Consider the following 15,859-nt stretch of genomic DNA (forward strand, 5'->3'; position numbering starts at 1 on the left):
AAGTTTGGAACTTGGGAAATGGAGAGACTAAATTGCGTTTCGCTATTCTTTAAAACAACCAGTGAGTAGTTCGGGAGGGATGATGCCTCGATCGTTCTGGTCTTTTAGGGGGCTTGGGTTCGCACTTTTTTATTATCAGGATGTTCGACCGAAATGTTTTTCTGCAGAATAATGGAGTTGGGAATAGTAATACGATCACCATCGGGCGAGATGAGGTGTATGAAAAAGAAGGTTACATCATTGACCTGCCCTTCAATAATGAAATCTTTCTCGAGTATTTTGATGTGATCTCCCAGTTTCATCGGATGGTTAAAATAGAGAATTAAGCCAGCAGTAATATTAGCCAGGATAGACCATTGGGCGAAAAATGCGATTCCGAGGATGGTAAGCACCGAGGATAAAAACAGCATCAACTTCTCTTTTTCAATTCCCCAAATACCTATAACCGCTATGGTGGCACCCAGAATAATGAAAAAGTTCATCATTTTAATGGTGATTCTTCGACGTTGAAGGGTGAAATTAAATTTCTTTAGCGTTCGGTTAATGGAATGTCGAATAACGAAGCGAATAGCTAATAATGAGGCCAGCACAATGGCCGTTTGCATGATTTCTAATTTGTAGGCATCCATGGTGATAATTGTTTCAAACAAAAATAGGAATAAATTGATGTATTCTTACTACCGCCTACCGAGCTGTTAACAAAGGCCTGTATTTGATTCAAAATGAGCGGTAAAAAAAGCTGAAATACGCATGATTCCAGCACAAACAGGGTGACTCTAATTTTTGAGCATCGGGAAAAGTCTTTTGATCTCATCATCGGATGGATACCTGCCATATTCGCAAATTTCGAAGACTTCGGCCTTTTTTACCCCTTTGCCTTTTTTAGTTCCATACCACTTGATCAGAGATGCCAGTACTTCCTTGTTGATTTCCTGATCGCGTATGCCATGCATCCACTTTAGGCGCTCCTCTTCGGTTTGGGGAACTTGATCAAGGGTGCCGTTGAGCCAAGGCAGCCACTCAAAAAACTGAGATTCGTGAGCGGCCATCCCGTATGTTTTATCATCATACACTTCCGTAATGTCGATGGTAATATCTGGTTTTAACGGAGCCGGTTTTTGAAATCGGTCATGAGAATACAAGAAAAGTGGGTTCTCTTTCAGAGCCGGAACATCGGAGGCGATGTTGGGGACAACCACCATAAAGGCAGCATCCTGGAGTAACTGTGCGGTGTATCGGTGATCCGGATGGTAGTCATTGGGGCGATGACCGATCACAATGTCTGCTTGCCATTTTCGGATGATACGAATGAGTTCCAGTCTGTTTTCCAAGCTTGGCATCAATTCGCCATCGTGGTTGTCCAGTACCAAGTACTCCACTCCCAGGCGCTTGCCGGCTTCTTTTGCTTCGGCTCGTCTTATCTTAGCCAGTGCGCCTCCTCCTTTTTCATAATGGCCCGCATCTCCATTGGTAAGGGAAACAAAAAGGACTTGGTGTCCCATTCGCGCAAATTGAATGGCGGTTCCTCCGGCATCAATGTCACAATCGTCAGGATGAGCTCCAATGACTACCAGTTTGATTTTTTCCTGTGAACTAGCAAATAGGGGTAAAAGAAAAACGTATAGGATAAAGATTGTTAGTTTCTTCATGGTTTAGTTTTTTGGGTTTTTTAATAGGGAAATTTGGGAACTCCACTGATGCTGGTCAAGGGGTAGCCAAATCAATTTTGAGGTATGTTTGCAAAAATTGCTTTCAAGGGTGATATTTTTTTCTCAAAGATATCCGAAAAAAAGGATTCTCAAAAAAGACCAGCCTATAGCAGACTGGTCTTTTTGAGTTCCATTGGGAGTATGTGCATTAAAATAAGCCATCGATGGAAAGGTAACGTTCTCCGGTGTCGTAGGCGAAAGTCAGGATTTTTGATCCTTTGGGTAGCTCCTGTATTTTCTTGGCCACAGCAGCCAGAGAGGCGCCCGATGAAATGCCAATAAACAGGCCTTCTTCTTTGGCTGCGCGTCTGGCATAGTCAAAAGCGTCCTCTTTCGAAACCTGAACGGTGCCGTCCAGCAGGTTGGTTTTAAGATTTTCAGGAATGAACCCGGCGCCAATACCCTGGATGGGGTGAGGTCCTGGGTTTCCCCCGCTGATTACTGGTGAAAGTTCTGGTTCAACTGCCAGTGTTTTTAAGTCGGGAAAACGTTTTTTCAAGACTTCGCTTACGCCTGAAATGTGGCCACCCGTACCCACTCCGGTAATCAGGTAGTCAAAGCCCTCGGGAAAGTCGCTTAGGATTTCCTGAGCTGTATGTTCGCGGTGGGCTGCAAGGTTTGATTCGTTATCAAATTGCGAAGGAATCCACGAATTGGCATGTTCTGCCGCAATTTCTTCTGCTTTGGCAATCGCTCCTTTCATCCCTTTTTCTTTAGGTGTAAGCACCAATTGGGCGCCATGAGCGGTCAAAATACGACGACGCTCCAAAGACATAGACTCGGGCATAACCAAAATCAATTTGTATTTTTTGACAGCGGCAACCAGAGCGAGGCCGATGCCTGTGTTTCCCGAAGTGGGTTCAACAATTAGCGAGTCTGGTTTCAGAATTCCTTTGCTCTCTGCGTCTTCCACCATCTTTAAGGCAATCCGGTCTTTTATGCTACCGCCTGGATTGGCTCGTTCCAGCTTGATGTAGACTTCATATCCCTCAGGATAGAGGTTGTTTATTCGCACTAAAGGCGTGTTGCCAATGGTCTCCAAAATGGTGTTAAATTTCATATTTATCTGTTTTAAAGGGTTATTAAACAAAAAAAGGCCTTCCAAAATCATGGAAGGCCTGCTTATATCTTTATAAAGAGTTTACTGCATTTTACTCATACCTTCCCCGTGTTACTTCGAAGCAACAGCACATACACATATTTGGGAAGGAAAAGTTCATCTGAATTGTCTTTTTCTATTTTAGATGGAACAATATTAAGTAAAAATTCTGAATAAAATACAATTTAGTCTGATATTTAATTCTTATAAAAAAGCCATTTAAGGATTTCTTTAAAATTGACCTTCTTACCATACATTAAAATACCGGTCCGATAAATTTTACCTGCAACCCAAATGGTCCCATAAATGGAGCCCAGCAGGATGCTCATCGAAAGTAACAGTTCCCACAGCGGAACCCCATAAGGAACCCGAACCATCATGATGACTGGCGAAGTGAATGGAATCATGGACGTCCAAAAGGCCAGCGCTCCTTCCGGGTTTTTCACCACCGGAAATAAAATGACGATAGAAAAGATAAGCGGAATGGTAACAGGAAGCATGAGTTGTTGTGCTTCTTCTTCGTGATCGACAGCTGCACCAACGGCTCCCATCAGGGAAGAGTACATCAGAAATCCACCTAAAAAGTAGAATAGGAAAGCTCCCAGAATTAACGGAATATTCAGATTACCGATTAAATCGATAATGTTGAGTACGGCATTATCTTGCGTGGCTTGTTGAAGCTGGGGATTGGCTGCCATCATGCTTTGTGACTGCTGTAGCATTTCGGCCTGGTCGGGGGACAGAAAAAACTGCAAGCCGGTAACAATCAAAAACATCAATACAACCCAAAATACAAGTTGGGTTAAGCCAACCAAACCAATGCCTACGATTTTCCCAAACATCAGTTGTGTGGGCTTCACCGAGGAGATAATCACTTCCACAATACGGCTTGACTTTTCTTCCATAACACCGCGCATAACCATAGCCCCATAAATGAAGACGAACATGTAAATAATGAATCCAGCAGCATAGCCAACAGCCATGGCAATTTCCGTTGAACTTTTCACCGCTTCACCCTTTTCGTCCACTTTCACCGTTTCCAATTGAATATGAGTACGGGCAGCGGCCAACTTTTCCTCCAGATCCGGAATACCTGACTCATCAATGATCAGCGCTTTTTTATCTTCTTCAATCAGATTTTCGAGCTTGTTGCCAATCATATTTTTGATGTCGAAGGTCACTTGCTTGTCGGACAGTAAGCTGGCGCGGCTTGTCGTAACGATATCTTCTGGAATATATAATACAGCGTAGTAAGCACTCGATTTGATGTCTTGCTGAATATGCTCAAATTCCGTTTTCGGAATAAAGGTAAAATGGGTGAATTCGGTATCTTCCCATCGTTCATGAAACTGCTGGCTGGCATCGTAAACCCCGATGTTTCGCTCTTCCTTGTCATCTTGCATGGCCAGCCAAGTTGGCAAAATGGTAATCCCGGCAAATAAAAAAGGAACCAGTAAGGTTAGTATGATGAAGGACTTTTTCCGGACCCGGGTCAGGTATTCCCGTTTTAAGATTAAGAATGATTTATGCATGAGCTTGTGTTTTGGGGTTTGCTTGTTCAACAACTTGGATAAAGACTTCATTCATCGAAGGAATTACTTCGCGGAAAGAGCGAATCTCCATTTTTTCCATCAGGTTGTGGAGTAGGGTATTGGTCGAAACTTCATGCTCAAGTTGAAATTTCACGCGCTGGATCTGACCTTTCAGTTCATAATCGATGAGTTGAAAACCATTGCGGCTGAATTCGGCGGTGACATCATGGGGAGCAGTTGTTTCAATCTCAAAAACGTCTTGTTTATACTGTTCTTTGATGGTGTCGATTGGGCCATCCAATATTTTTTTTGATTGGTTGATGAGGGCGATGTGATCGCACACTTCCTCTACCGACGCCATGTTATGGGTCGAAAAGATGATGGTTGTCCCTCCTTCTTTTAGCTGGAGGATTTCATTTTTTAGCAGGTTGGTATTGATGGGGTCAAAACCACTGAAAGGTTCATCAAAAATCAGGAGTTTGGGTTGGTGCACAACCGTAATGATAAACTGAACTTTCTGCTGCATTCCTTTGGAGAGTTCTTCTACTTTTTTGTTCCACCACGGCTGAATCTCAAATTTCTCGAACCAGTATTTCAGGCTTTTTAAGGCATCATGGCGACTTAATCCTTTCAGCTGAGCGAGGTATAAGGCTTGTTCGCCCACTTTCATCTTTTTATATAGACCCCGTTCTTCAGGCAAGTAGCCAATGTGTTGAATGTCGGTAGCTTTCAGCTTGCGTCCAAACAGTCTAATTTCACCTTGATCGGGAGCGGTAATCTGGTTGATGATGCGGATCAGCGTGGTTTTGCCAGCACCATTAGGTCCGAGCAATCCAAAGATGCTTTGTTCGGAAACTTGAATGCTGACTTCATCCAATGCCCGGTGTCCGGCATAATCTTTCACGACATTGGTCGCTGTGAAAAGTTCCATGGATATGGTATTTAGGTTTTTAAAATTATGTAATTCGTTTTAAATTGAGCGAGCCGGGAAGCTCGTTTTGCTATTCAAATTTAAGTAAAACACCATAAAGGGCCTGCTTTTTTCGGCGAATAGTTGATTTTAATCTCCGAGTGGCACTTTTGGGTTCTTGCTTTCAGTAGATTTGGTCAGTAGCACGTGTTCTGCTGTTTCCTATTTTGCACTCAGTCCGGTTTCGTTGACCCGGGTTACTCCGCCCGAAACTACAAATTTCATGGCTTCAGAAGGAGGCATTTCCAGCGGTTTGATGGCGGAGGAGACAATCATATATAATTCGCCGGAAAAGTTATACGAGTGTGGAAAGTAAACGGCAACCAAGCCTTCCATTCCTATTTCGGCCATGCTTTTTTGCGTGACGAATCCAATTTTCCAGAGCTTGTTTTCTTTGTTGATCTCCACCAAAACCGGCTGGTTAAACTTTTTCTCTTTGCCCACGAAAGCTGAGAAAAGATCAGCCAGCGAGCTATAAATAACTTGTAGCAGAGGTGCTTTCTTGAGTAAGTGATGTCCCAGTGCTTTGAATGGACGAGCTACAATGGATTGCCCAACGAAGCCCAGAAAGGTGATCATTGCAAAAATGAGGAGTAATCCCAGACCGGGGATCATATAGCCAAACCATAGTTCCAGTTGGTGGCGTAAAATCCCATCGATAAAATCAAAGATCAGGAAAACAATGTAGATGGTTATAACGATGGGGGCAACAAGCACAAGGCCTTGCATAAAGTAAGTCAGTAATTTTTTCATGGGCTATAATTTTTTGAATAAGGCGAATTGATATCACTGATATTATCATTGCTGGCGTTTGGTGAAGCAAGTTACAAAATAAACTTATGGGCAAACTAATCTGCTGCTATGGATTGCGAAGCTCGTCAATAGCATCGGGTAGTTGCATAATCCGGGCTGGAGGCATGAATAGGTGCCTGGAAGTGAGTGTTATCTAATTTTTGTCATGTCGGGATTCCAACATTGGGGAAATGTTTATCTTCGTAGCGTGAAAAATGTATCGGATATTATCGCGCAAAAATCGTTTTCTAAAGACGATCTACTAGCTTTGCTTCAGGTGGAAGGCAACGATCGAAAGATTTTGTTTAATGCCGCTCAGGACCGGAAAGTGGAGGTTGTTGGTAAGCAGGTTTATTTCCGGGGACTCGTTGAATTCTCTAATATTTGCTCAAAGGATTGCCTGTATTGTGGTATTCGCAAAAGCAACGAGAAGGTTATTCGTTATGAGGCTTCGGACAAGGAGATTTTGGCGGCCTGCCGCTTTGCCTGGGAAAATCGTTTTGGGTCGGTGGTGTTACAGTCGGGCGAATTGTCGTCGCCAGCCTTTGTCGATCGTGTCGACCGTTTGCTAAAATCGATCAAGGAGCTTTCAAACCAGGAATTAGGAATCACCTTATCTTGTGGAGAGCAAAGTCGGGAAACGTATCAGCGCTGGTTCGAAAGTGGCGCACACCGGTACCTGTTGCGCATCGAGAGTTCCACTCCGGAATTGTACTCTCAAATCCATCTGCAAAACGCACATCATTCATTTGAAAAGCGATTGGAATGCTTGCAGTTATTGAAGGATTGCGGCTACCAGGTTGGAACAGGCGTCATGATTGGATTACCTTTTCAAACGATGGAGCATTTGGCTGCGGATTTACTTTTTCTGAAAAAACTCGATGTGGATATGGTGGGTATGGGGCCTTATATTGAGCATGAAGATACTCCTTTGTACACTTTTCGGGATCAACTAAAAACCAAACAGGAGCGCTTCGATCTGGCTCTGAAAATGGTGGCTGTGTTGCGTTTGCTAATGCCAGATATAAACATTGCGGCAGCTACAGCCTTGCAGGCTATCGATCCCGCCGGAAGGGAAAAAGCGTTGAAGATTGGTGCCAATGTGATTATGCCGAATCTGACTCCATGCGATTTCAGAAAAGAATACCAACTATACGAAGACAAACCTTGTCTGGATGAAGATGCGGAATTGTGTCGTAACTGTTTGGAAGCACGGATTGAAATGGCGGGTGGAGAAATTGGCTACGGCGAATGGGGAGATTCTAAGCACTTTTCTGATCGAAGTCAGGCTTCATCAGGAGGTAATTAAGAGCAGCTTTTAAAAGAGGTCATGGCTGGATTGTCGAAACTCCAGCTCGTGGCGTAAAAGCCATTTTTTTCGCCACAGGCCTCCGGCATAGCCTACTAGTTTTTTGTTACTGCCGATCACGCGGTGGCAGGGAATAACAATAGGTAACGGATTTTTGGAGTTGGCGCCACCAACAGCCTGAACCAAGTTTTTATCTCCAAGTCGCAATGCCAGATCTAAATAACTAATCTGTTGTCCATAATCGATCGCTGCCAGTTGGTTCCAAACCCTTTTTTGAAAATCAGTTCCTTCGGGCTTGAGCGGAAGATCAAATTGAAAGCGTCGTCCGTCGAAATAATCCTCCATCTGTCGAAAAATTAGATCTTCTAATTCCGGATCCATGTCGAGAGCTTTGCACTCGTGCTCAACAAACTGAATTGTGGTGATGCATTGGTCACTGCAGTCAAACTGCATCAAGCCGATGGGAGATGGATATGTGAAGGATTGAGCCACTGGATAGTTATTCTTTTGTCTTTAGTTAACGTTTAGTTAACGTTGTATTAACGAAAAGGTTTGGGAAAAGTGCTCACTCGAATAGCAAATGGGGATATGTTTTTTCGTTAGTCATCGATCGCTCCATAGATTACAGCGGTTAAGCGCTCGTAAAATTCACCGTGGATAAACGGATTAATTTGTGTCATACCAACAAAAATGAGTTCTTCTTTGGGGTCGATAAAAAATTTGGTGCTGAAATAGCCGCCCCACTCATACGTTCCGGGAGATTTTGAATTAAGGCCATTGGCTTCTTGGGTGATTAATCCGAAGCCTAAGCTAAAGGTGTTGCCTGGTATTGAGCTTATTCCGGCTCCTTTTCTGTTGAGCATTACAAATTGGTCTGCAGTCATCAACTCGATTGTCTTTCGGCCTAAAATCCGATGACCGTTTAATTCTCCTCCATTGAGCAGAGCTTGAATAAAACGAGCATAATCCATAGCTGTGGATGATAGTCCGCCACCTCCCGCATAATGCCCTCTGTCTTTCCATTTGGGGTAATCAATTCCCGGAGATAAGTCATCATCTTGCTTCATGATGGTGCCCTGATCGGTTTGTGCATACACCGGAACCAGGCGCTCCTGTTTTTCTTTGGGTAAGTAAAAATGGGTGTCGACCATTTTGAGAGGATCAAAAATATGTTGTTGAAAATAATCCCGGAGGGATAAGCCTGAAACGACTTCAATTACCCGACCAAGAACATCCATGTTTAAGCCGTAGTTGTATCGTTCACCCGGATGAAAAGCAAGGGGAGCCTTGGCCAGCTGGTCGATAAACTGGTTGGTTGTCCAGGATTGGTGCGAAAGTCCGACACCTAGTAAGTCCAGTTTTTGGTAGGCTGCGCGAATATCTCCTCGTTCAAAATTGCTATAAACCAGGCCGGAAGTGTGTGTTAACAGGTGACGAATGCTTATGGGCCTTTGGGGAGGAACGGTCGTAAAGCTCGAGTCGACTGGGTTTAACTGATCCAGAACTTCTGTTTGTGCAAAGGCTGGGAGGTATTTTTTTAGCGGATCATCCAATCCCAGTTTCCCTTGTTCGTAGAGCTGCATGATGGCTACGCTTGTTACTGCTTTGGTCATGGACGCAATTCGGAAAATATCGTCTTTTTGATATTGTTGCCAGAAATTTAAGGAATGGAAACCAAAGCTTTTGTAGTAGGCAATGGTTCCGTGACGGGCTACCAGAAAAACCCCACCGGGAAGCCAATGTTCTGACATATACCGCTCAATTAAGCTATCAGCCTTAGCCAATCTTTGCTCTGAAAATCCTGCTTCGGTTGGGTTTATGTGGTTTGGATTCAGAGAACTCTCCTTCGGATGGGTGCAAGCAGAAAGAAAAAGAATACTGAGAATAAAGGTAATTAGCTTAAGCATATAATTGTGTTTACTATTTATTAGGCAGCACAATTTACACAATATTGATAAATTGAGCAGAAGATTCTGAAAATAAAAAAACCACTTCTGAAGAATGAAGTGGTTTAGTACTGGTCGCTTTAGAACCGATCTCTTGGTGTGTATTTGGTATGCAGGAGGTGGTGTGACTTTGGACCAAGTGGTTCGCCTAGAAAATCCTGGTAAATTTTTAACACTCCCGGGTTTTCATGTGATTTACGTAGCGGCATCTCACCATCTTCGGCATAAATGGCGTCCATGCGCTTTTGACGAATCTCCGGGCTTGTCGGAATGGGTTGACCTCCACCTCCAAGACAGCCGCCAGGGCAAGCCATAATTTCAATGAAATGGTAATTGCTGGTGCCTTCTTTTACTGCATCCATTACTTTTTGGGCGTTAACAAGTCCGTGAGCAATGGCGCATTTTAGTTCTACACCATCCAGAAATGCCCATTCTTTGAGTGGGTTTTCAATTTTTACTGAAGCTTCCCGCACGCCGTCAATTCCGCGAACCGGGGTGATATTCAGATTGTCAAAGGGCACTTCGCGTCCGGTTACCAATTCATAGGCTGTTCGCAGTGCTGCTTCCATCACACCTCCTGTGGCACCAAAGATCACTCCGGCACCTGTAGATTCACCCATCAATCGATCGAACTTACCATCCGGAAGTTTTTCAAATTCGATACCGGCTTGTTTGATCATAATGGCGAGTTCGCGTGTGGTAAGCACATAGTCGACATCGCGGAAGCCACTATCGTGCATTTCGGGCCGATTGGCTTCAAACTTTTTAGCAGTACAAGGCATGATCGACACCGAAACGATTTTCTCCGGATCAATTTTTCGGGCCTTGGCATAATAGGTTTTGGCCAAGGCTCCAAACATTTGCTGAGGCGATTTGCAGGTCGAAAGATTTTCCAGAAGATCAGGATACAGGTGTTCAATATATTTAATCCATCCTGGAGAGCAAGATGTCGTGAGCGGTAGTTTGACACTGGCATCGTTGTCCTGCAATACTTTTTTGAGGCGGTTAAGCAGTTCAGTTCCTTCTTCAATAATGGTCAGGTCGGCCGTGAAGTCAGTGTCTAAAACGGAGTTGAATCCGAGTCGTTTGAGGGCAGTGGCCATTTTGCCTGTTACCCGCGCTCCAACTTCCATTCCTAAGGCTTCGCCCAGGCCTACGCGAACGGCCGGTGCTGTTTGAACCACCACATGCTTGTCGGGGTTCGAGATAGCGTCCCACACTTCTTCAATGTAGTTACGCTCGACCAGCGCGCCTGTAGGGCAGTGGTTGACACACTGTCCACAGTTGGTGCATACCACATCGTTCATCGCTTTTTCAAAGAAGGTGGCAATTTTCATTTCATCGCCTTTGTAGGCAACTGTCAGGGCGTTTACTCCCTGTAATTCGGCACAGGTGCGCACACAGCGCTGGCAGCGGATGCATTTGCTGTCATCTTTGATGATAGAAGGGGAGAATTGGTCGATGGTGTAATTTCTCATGGGCGCCAGACGGAGGAAATCTTGGGTCATAATTTTATACTCCGAAGCCAGTTCCTGCAGCTCGCAGTCCCCATTCTTGTAGCATTTGGTGCAGTCGGCATTGTGTTCCGACAATAACAGCTCGATGATGTGCTTGCGCGAATTTCTTACTTTTAGGCTGTTGGTCTGAATCTCCATTTCTTCTTCGCAGGGAGTAGCACAGGCCGCAGCCAGGCGTTTCTGCCCCGACACTTCGACCACACAAACCCGGCAATTGCCGGCAATGCACAGATCTTTGTGGTAGCATAAGGTCGGAATGATGATGTCGGCTTCATTGGCGGCATCGAGAATGGTGCTTCCGCGTTCTACTTCGAGTTGAAATCCGTTGATTGTGACATTTATTTTCGTGCTCATCGTCATTTGCTTTTGGAATTAGTAAATCATTTCTTCCCGGAAATTCTCAACAATGGAGCTAAACGAGTTGGCGACCGATTGTCCCAATCCACATTTGGCGGTTAACTGCATGGTCTCGGTTAGTTTGAGTAGTTTGTCGAGGTATTGAGCCGGTTTCTCTCCCCGCTTAACAGCCTTTATCCCACTGTGAAGCTGTTGGCAGCCAACGCGGCAAGGCGTGCACTGTCCGCAACTTTCTTCCCTGAAAAATTCCAGGTAATTGTCCAGCACATTGTACATCGATCGGGAGCTGTTGTATAGCATCATGGATCCGCCGGTGGGCAGCGAAATCCCGGTTAGTTTGCCCCGGTAACCAATAGTGGTTTTCTCGAGTCGTTTACGGGGAACTAAAAATCCGGAAGCACCGCCAACCTGTACCGCTTTGGTGTCGCCATCGCCAAACTCGTTGACAAAATCCTGGAGACTCATTCCCAGTTCGAGTTCGTAGATTCCGGGTTTTGGGGTGTCGCCCGAAACGGAGAACAGTTTGGAGCCCCGGGAATATTGAACGCCGAGATCATAAAATTTCTTCGCCCCATATTTAAAGATGGTGAACGTGTGGGCTAATGTTTCAACATTGTTTACCACGGTGGCTTTGCCCAAGTATCCGTTTGAGGTGGGATAGGGAGGTTTGTTGCGCGGTTCGCCTCGCTTGCCTTCCATTGATTCAAATAGAGCCGTTTCTTCTCCACAAATGTAGGCTCCGCTTCCTAGAAATATCTGGATGGAAAAGTCGTGGCCTATTTCTTTACAGTAGTATTCAAATTCCTGGATAACTTTGTTGAGCTCGGGAACCAGAAACTTATATTCGCCCCGTAAGTAGATGTATCCTTTTGACGAACCAATGACGTAGCCACAAATAGCCATGGCCATCAGTACTTTGTAAGGAACCTTCGATAAGATTTCGCGGTCTTTGAATGTGCCGGGTTCTCCTTCATCGGCATTGCAAATTACAAACTTTTCGTCCGATGGTTCTTCGGCGGTCAGCTTCCATTTTAATCCGGTTGGAAAACCAGCACCGCCGCGGCCTTTAAGCTCCGAACTCATCAATTCGTTAATTAGTTCCTGAGGTGGACGCGTAAGGGTTTTATCCAGAATCCGTTCCCAGTCATTATCATTTTTGAAGATAAAATCAGCACGTTTTAGTTGATAGGATGAAGCAACCATGGTTTTTATTTTTTTAGGTATTGACTCAAAATTTCTCGTACCGATTCATGGTTTAGTTCGGTGTAAACCTCATCATTTATCAGCATCGCCGGCGCCTTGTGGCACCATCCCAAACAGTTGGTTTGCAGTAAGGAGAATTTTCCATCGGACGTGGTTTCGCCCAAGCCAATTTTGAGCATGTCCTGGATGGTTAGCAGAATCTGGTTTTTGCCTTTCATGGAGCAGGTAATGGTTTTGCACACCCTAATAATATACGTGCCCATTTTTTGGTGTTCCAGAAACGAATAAAAGGTTGCGGTGCCATAAACATCAGCCGTGGAAAGATTCAGTTCACGAGCAATTTCAATCATGGAATATTCCGACAGGTATTTTTCCTGCTCAACAACGCCTTGTAAGATAGGGAGTAAATTGCGCCGGTTTCTGCCGTGTTCATCAGCGAGGGTTTTTATTAGGTCTTGTAGTGGGCTCATACCTTTTGAAATTAGAATTGATTTAGTTCGATTTGAAGGTAACATGTTGTATGAGAGCGCCTGGGTGATGGCGGGATCCAATTTTTGTTGAACTAACCTTTTTTTTGTTAGAAAGATCATTTGTTCACTTTGGTGTAAAATTAAGGAAGCTGAGGAAGATAACCAGTAGACTTTTATCAGGATACACTGGTTATTAGCTGTTCTTCAACATAATTTCGACTTTTGAGCATTAGAACGATTCTAAATAAGTGAATATTTTACATTGGCTTAAGGATGGAGAGGGTTTTGTAAATCTTTTGACTTCTATTCTTTTTATCTCGTCAGGTCTTTTACTTTTGTTTAAAAATTGGTGGGTATGTCCATAGAAATTGAACGAAAATTTTTGGTAGACGAGCAGCTACTTCCTGAAGCAGAACAAAAAATAGAGATGATTCAGGCCTATCTGCAAACCGATCCGGAACGAACGATTCGGGTTCGGATAACGGATGATTCGGCCTATTTAACTATCAAAGGGAAGATGGTTGGTATTTCGCGGAAGGAGTTTGAATACCCGATTCCGGTAAACGATGCCCATGAGCTTGTCAAATTGGCGGTGTACCCACCGATTGAAAAAGTCAGGCATCATATTTTTGTTGATGGTCGAAAATGGGAAGTTGATTTTTTTGAGGGAGTCAATCAAGGATTAATTTTGGCAGAAGTCGAGCTTCTTCATGAAGATGAGGGGGTTCGTATTCCGTCTTGGATTAGAGAAGAGGTTACCGGGCAGGTTCAATACCACAATTCATACTTGGCCCAGCACCCCTATTCGACTTGGGAATAGCCACTCTGGCTTAGTTTTTGATAGCCATGCACAAGATTTTGTATGAAGTTACGTTTGTAAGTAAAGCCAAATAAACCTTTCAATTCATGAAGAGCAGATTATTTCTACCTGTTATTTTAATCCTAATAACTGGTTGTTTAAATGTTAGTGCCAATAGTTGGCCCCGAAAAGCAAATGATTCGAAAGTCGACTCTGTCGCACTAAGTGTCGAATACCTTAACTATTTTCTAGAACAACAAAACAATTGGGTTCCCCGTAATGAAGAACTTTTTAGAAGTCTGAAAGGCTTGGTTCATTTTGCAGAGGATGAGAAAATAGACACAATTCTATATCGGATAAACGCTTACCGGAAGATGAATGACGGCGATTTTTTTTACCGTTCACCAGCTCGCGTTTCTGATAGTTTAGATGTTGAGGGGTATGTGTCGCAAACGGAAGTTAGCGAGCAGTTGCAGCGATTGGAGCGTGCGATCAGGAGTACGATTGTGGAGGAACAGATTGCCGTTCCTGAAGAGTTGCTGGAGAACCTGACTGAAAAAGTTAAGCTGCTCGAGCCCGGCGATGTTCATGTTTTGCTGCGTGACTCATTGGTTGTGATTCCGGATAGTTTGATTGGATTTGACGTGATTCCAGACTCGCTGATTAGCAGTCCTGCCGACTTTAGGCGTTTACAGCGTTTAGATAGCGCTAAAAATAATCTATTGGAAAGTGCACGGATTCAATACAACAGCAAAGCTTTGCAGCTGTACATTGATTCGGTTTCTACAGCTTATCGTAATCAGTATATTCAAGATTATACCAACCAGGCTAAAATCAACTTTGTCGATTCTATTCAGATACATAATTTCAGAACTCTTGAGCAATACAACAATCAGGTGATGAGATCGGTAAATGATTCCATTGCCCATATGATTGATGTGCTTACGGATTTTGCAGAGAAAGACTCTGTTGAGGTTTGGGTTAAAAACAGTACCGGTGACTCAACCCAGGTCATCCTGCGTAATGATGGTTCGCGTTACACGCGGATGTTTTTGAAGAATGAGCAAAAGGACTCGCTTGGAATCCGAATTCATAACACCGCTAAAAACGGAATGCAGATTTTTATCGACGATGCGGTAACCCTGAAGCGCTTTTCGGCACAGCAAACCAAGGATTATGATTTTGACCAGTTTCAGCCTGAAAGTAACTTACGAAAAATCGATAAACGCTACCAAATTACCACTCCTTGGGTGTTGGGAGGAGATGGAACAATTGGTTTTACCCAAACGGCAGTCAATAAATACTGGAAAAAAGGAGCTGGTTCATTATCCAGTTTGATGATCTTGAAAGGGTATGCCAACTACTCGCGAGGGAAAGTGAAGTGGGCTAATTCGGTCGAGATTCGGAATGGATGGCTGAAACCATCGGAAGATAAAATTCAAAAGAACGATGACAAATTTGAGTTTACCTCACGTTTTGGCGTAAGTGCCTTCAAAAAATGGTACTACAGTTCGGAGATTGATTTTCAAACCCAGTTTTTTAATGGCTATAAGTACCCGGATCGGGACAATAAAATTTCGGGCTTTTTATCGCCTGCCAAAACGTTGATTAAGGTTGGTCTGGACTATAAACCCAACAATAATTTCTCCCTGTTCCTTTCGCCCTTTACTTCAAAAACGGTTTATGTGCGCGACACCGCGAATATTGATGAAACCAAGTATGGCATTGAAGAAGGCAAACAGCGTTACTGGGAGCCTGGTTTAAATGCGGATCTATTTTTCAAAGCTGATATTGCATCGGATATTTCGTACCAGATGAAATATAAAATGTTCATCAATTACAATGCACCATTTTCAAATTTCGATGTGGATTGGGAAAATAATCTGGTCATGAAACTGAATGACTTTATGAACCTAAGGATGCAAATTCACTTCATCTTTGATGATAATGTCAAATTTAATGTCGGGGAAGATGCTAATGGCAATCCGATTTTAGAACCGAGGTGGCAGGTGAAAGAATTTGTCACCATTGGGTTTAGTTATAAATTAAATAAGCGTATTTTTCGCAGAGAAAAAGTCAAATAAATCGCAGGACGTATGTCTACTCAAGCAGGGAAAGTATGCATGTTGTTGACGTGAGTTGTAAACATGGCTGTT

General features: G+C 43.7%; 14 protein-coding genes. 3 read left to right on the top strand and 11 right to left on the bottom strand.

Translation table 11 applies throughout. The features are described from left to right. Nucleotides 1-104: 104 nt before the first annotated feature. The 6 genes from ACUNWA_RS13470 to ACUNWA_RS13495 form a co-directional block, all read right to left on the bottom strand. Nucleotides 105-629 (bottom strand): mechanosensitive ion channel domain-containing protein, encoded by a 525-nt coding sequence (locus ACUNWA_RS13470; RefSeq protein ID WP_445592446.1) that lies wholly within the window; start codon nt 627-629, stop codon nt 105-107. Between the two features lie 147 nt (nt 630-776). Beyond that, complete coding sequence (locus tag ACUNWA_RS13475) at nt 777-1,649, bottom strand: PIG-L deacetylase family protein (protein ID WP_445592447.1); 873 nt, start codon at nt 1,647-1,649, stop codon at nt 777-779. 208 nt (nt 1,650-1,857) lie between these two features. Then, nucleotides 1,858-2,769, bottom strand: coding sequence for a cysteine synthase A (gene cysK / locus ACUNWA_RS13480; protein WP_445592448.1), 912 nt, complete (start codon nt 2,767-2,769; stop codon nt 1,858-1,860). A 236-nt stretch (nt 2,770-3,005) separates the two neighbouring features. Then, nucleotides 3,006-4,340 carry an ABC transporter permease gene (locus tag ACUNWA_RS13485; RefSeq protein ID WP_445592449.1) on the bottom strand — a complete coding sequence of 445 codons (1,335 nt, stop codon included), beginning with the start codon at nt 4,338-4,340 and terminating at the stop codon, nt 3,006-3,008. After that, nucleotides 4,333-5,271 carry an ABC transporter ATP-binding protein gene (locus tag ACUNWA_RS13490; RefSeq protein WP_445592450.1) on the bottom strand — a complete coding sequence of 313 codons (939 nt, stop codon included), beginning with the start codon at nt 5,269-5,271 and terminating at the stop codon, nt 4,333-4,335. The genes ACUNWA_RS13485 and ACUNWA_RS13490 overlap by 8 nt, the downstream gene beginning before the upstream one ends. Nucleotides 5,272-5,472: 201 nt before the next feature. Further along, nucleotides 5,473-6,063 (bottom strand): DUF502 domain-containing protein, encoded by a 591-nt coding sequence (locus ACUNWA_RS13495; RefSeq protein ID WP_445592451.1) that lies wholly within the window; start codon nt 6,061-6,063, stop codon nt 5,473-5,475. A 205-nt stretch (nt 6,064-6,268) separates the two neighbouring features. Between ACUNWA_RS13495 and hydE the strand changes: the two genes are divergently transcribed. After that, nucleotides 6,269-7,411, top strand: coding sequence for a [FeFe] hydrogenase H-cluster radical SAM maturase HydE (gene hydE / locus ACUNWA_RS13500; protein WP_445592452.1), 1,143 nt, complete (start codon nt 6,269-6,271; stop codon nt 7,409-7,411). A gap of 9 nt (nt 7,412-7,420) precedes the next feature. Here the strand turns inward: hydE and ACUNWA_RS13505 are convergent, their stop codons facing one another. The 5 genes from ACUNWA_RS13505 to ACUNWA_RS13525 form a co-directional block, all read right to left on the bottom strand. Further along, on the bottom strand, nt 7,421-7,903 hold the full coding sequence (locus tag ACUNWA_RS13505) for a methylated-DNA--[protein]-cysteine S-methyltransferase (RefSeq protein WP_445592453.1): 483 nt from the start codon (nt 7,901-7,903) through the stop codon (nt 7,421-7,423). Between the two features lie 107 nt (nt 7,904-8,010). Then, on the bottom strand, nt 8,011-9,318 hold the full coding sequence (locus ACUNWA_RS13510) for a serine hydrolase domain-containing protein (protein ID WP_445592454.1): 1,308 nt from the start codon (nt 9,316-9,318) through the stop codon (nt 8,011-8,013). Nucleotides 9,319-9,437: 119 nt separating this feature from the next. Continuing rightward, nucleotides 9,438-11,228, bottom strand: coding sequence for an NADH-dependent [FeFe] hydrogenase, group A6 (locus tag ACUNWA_RS13515; protein ID WP_445592455.1), 1,791 nt, complete (start codon nt 11,226-11,228; stop codon nt 9,438-9,440). Nucleotides 11,229-11,246: 18 nt separating this feature from the next. Then, nucleotides 11,247-12,434 (bottom strand): NADH-ubiquinone oxidoreductase-F iron-sulfur binding region domain-containing protein, encoded by a 1,188-nt coding sequence (locus ACUNWA_RS13520; RefSeq protein ID WP_445592456.1) that lies wholly within the window; start codon nt 12,432-12,434, stop codon nt 11,247-11,249. A 5-nt stretch (nt 12,435-12,439) separates the two neighbouring features. Then, a complete protein-coding gene (locus ACUNWA_RS13525) occupies nt 12,440-12,904 on the bottom strand; it encodes an NADH-quinone oxidoreductase subunit NuoE family protein (RefSeq protein WP_445592457.1) in 465 nt (154 codons plus the stop codon). Nucleotides 12,905-13,259: 355 nt separating this feature from the next. Here ACUNWA_RS13525 and ACUNWA_RS13530 point away from each other — a divergent pair, with 355 nt between their 5' ends. Next, a complete protein-coding gene (locus ACUNWA_RS13530; RefSeq protein ID WP_445592458.1) occupies nt 13,260-13,724 on the top strand; it encodes a CYTH domain-containing protein in 465 nt (154 codons plus the stop codon). Nucleotides 13,725-13,810: 86 nt separating this feature from the next. Then, nucleotides 13,811-15,787, top strand: a complete 1,977-nt coding sequence (locus tag ACUNWA_RS13535; RefSeq protein WP_445592459.1) for a DUF3078 domain-containing protein — start codon at nt 13,811-13,813, stop codon at nt 15,785-15,787. The last annotated feature ends 72 nt before the right edge of the window (nt 15,788-15,859 follow it).

Source organism: Sunxiuqinia sp. sy24 (genome assembly GCF_052677165.1).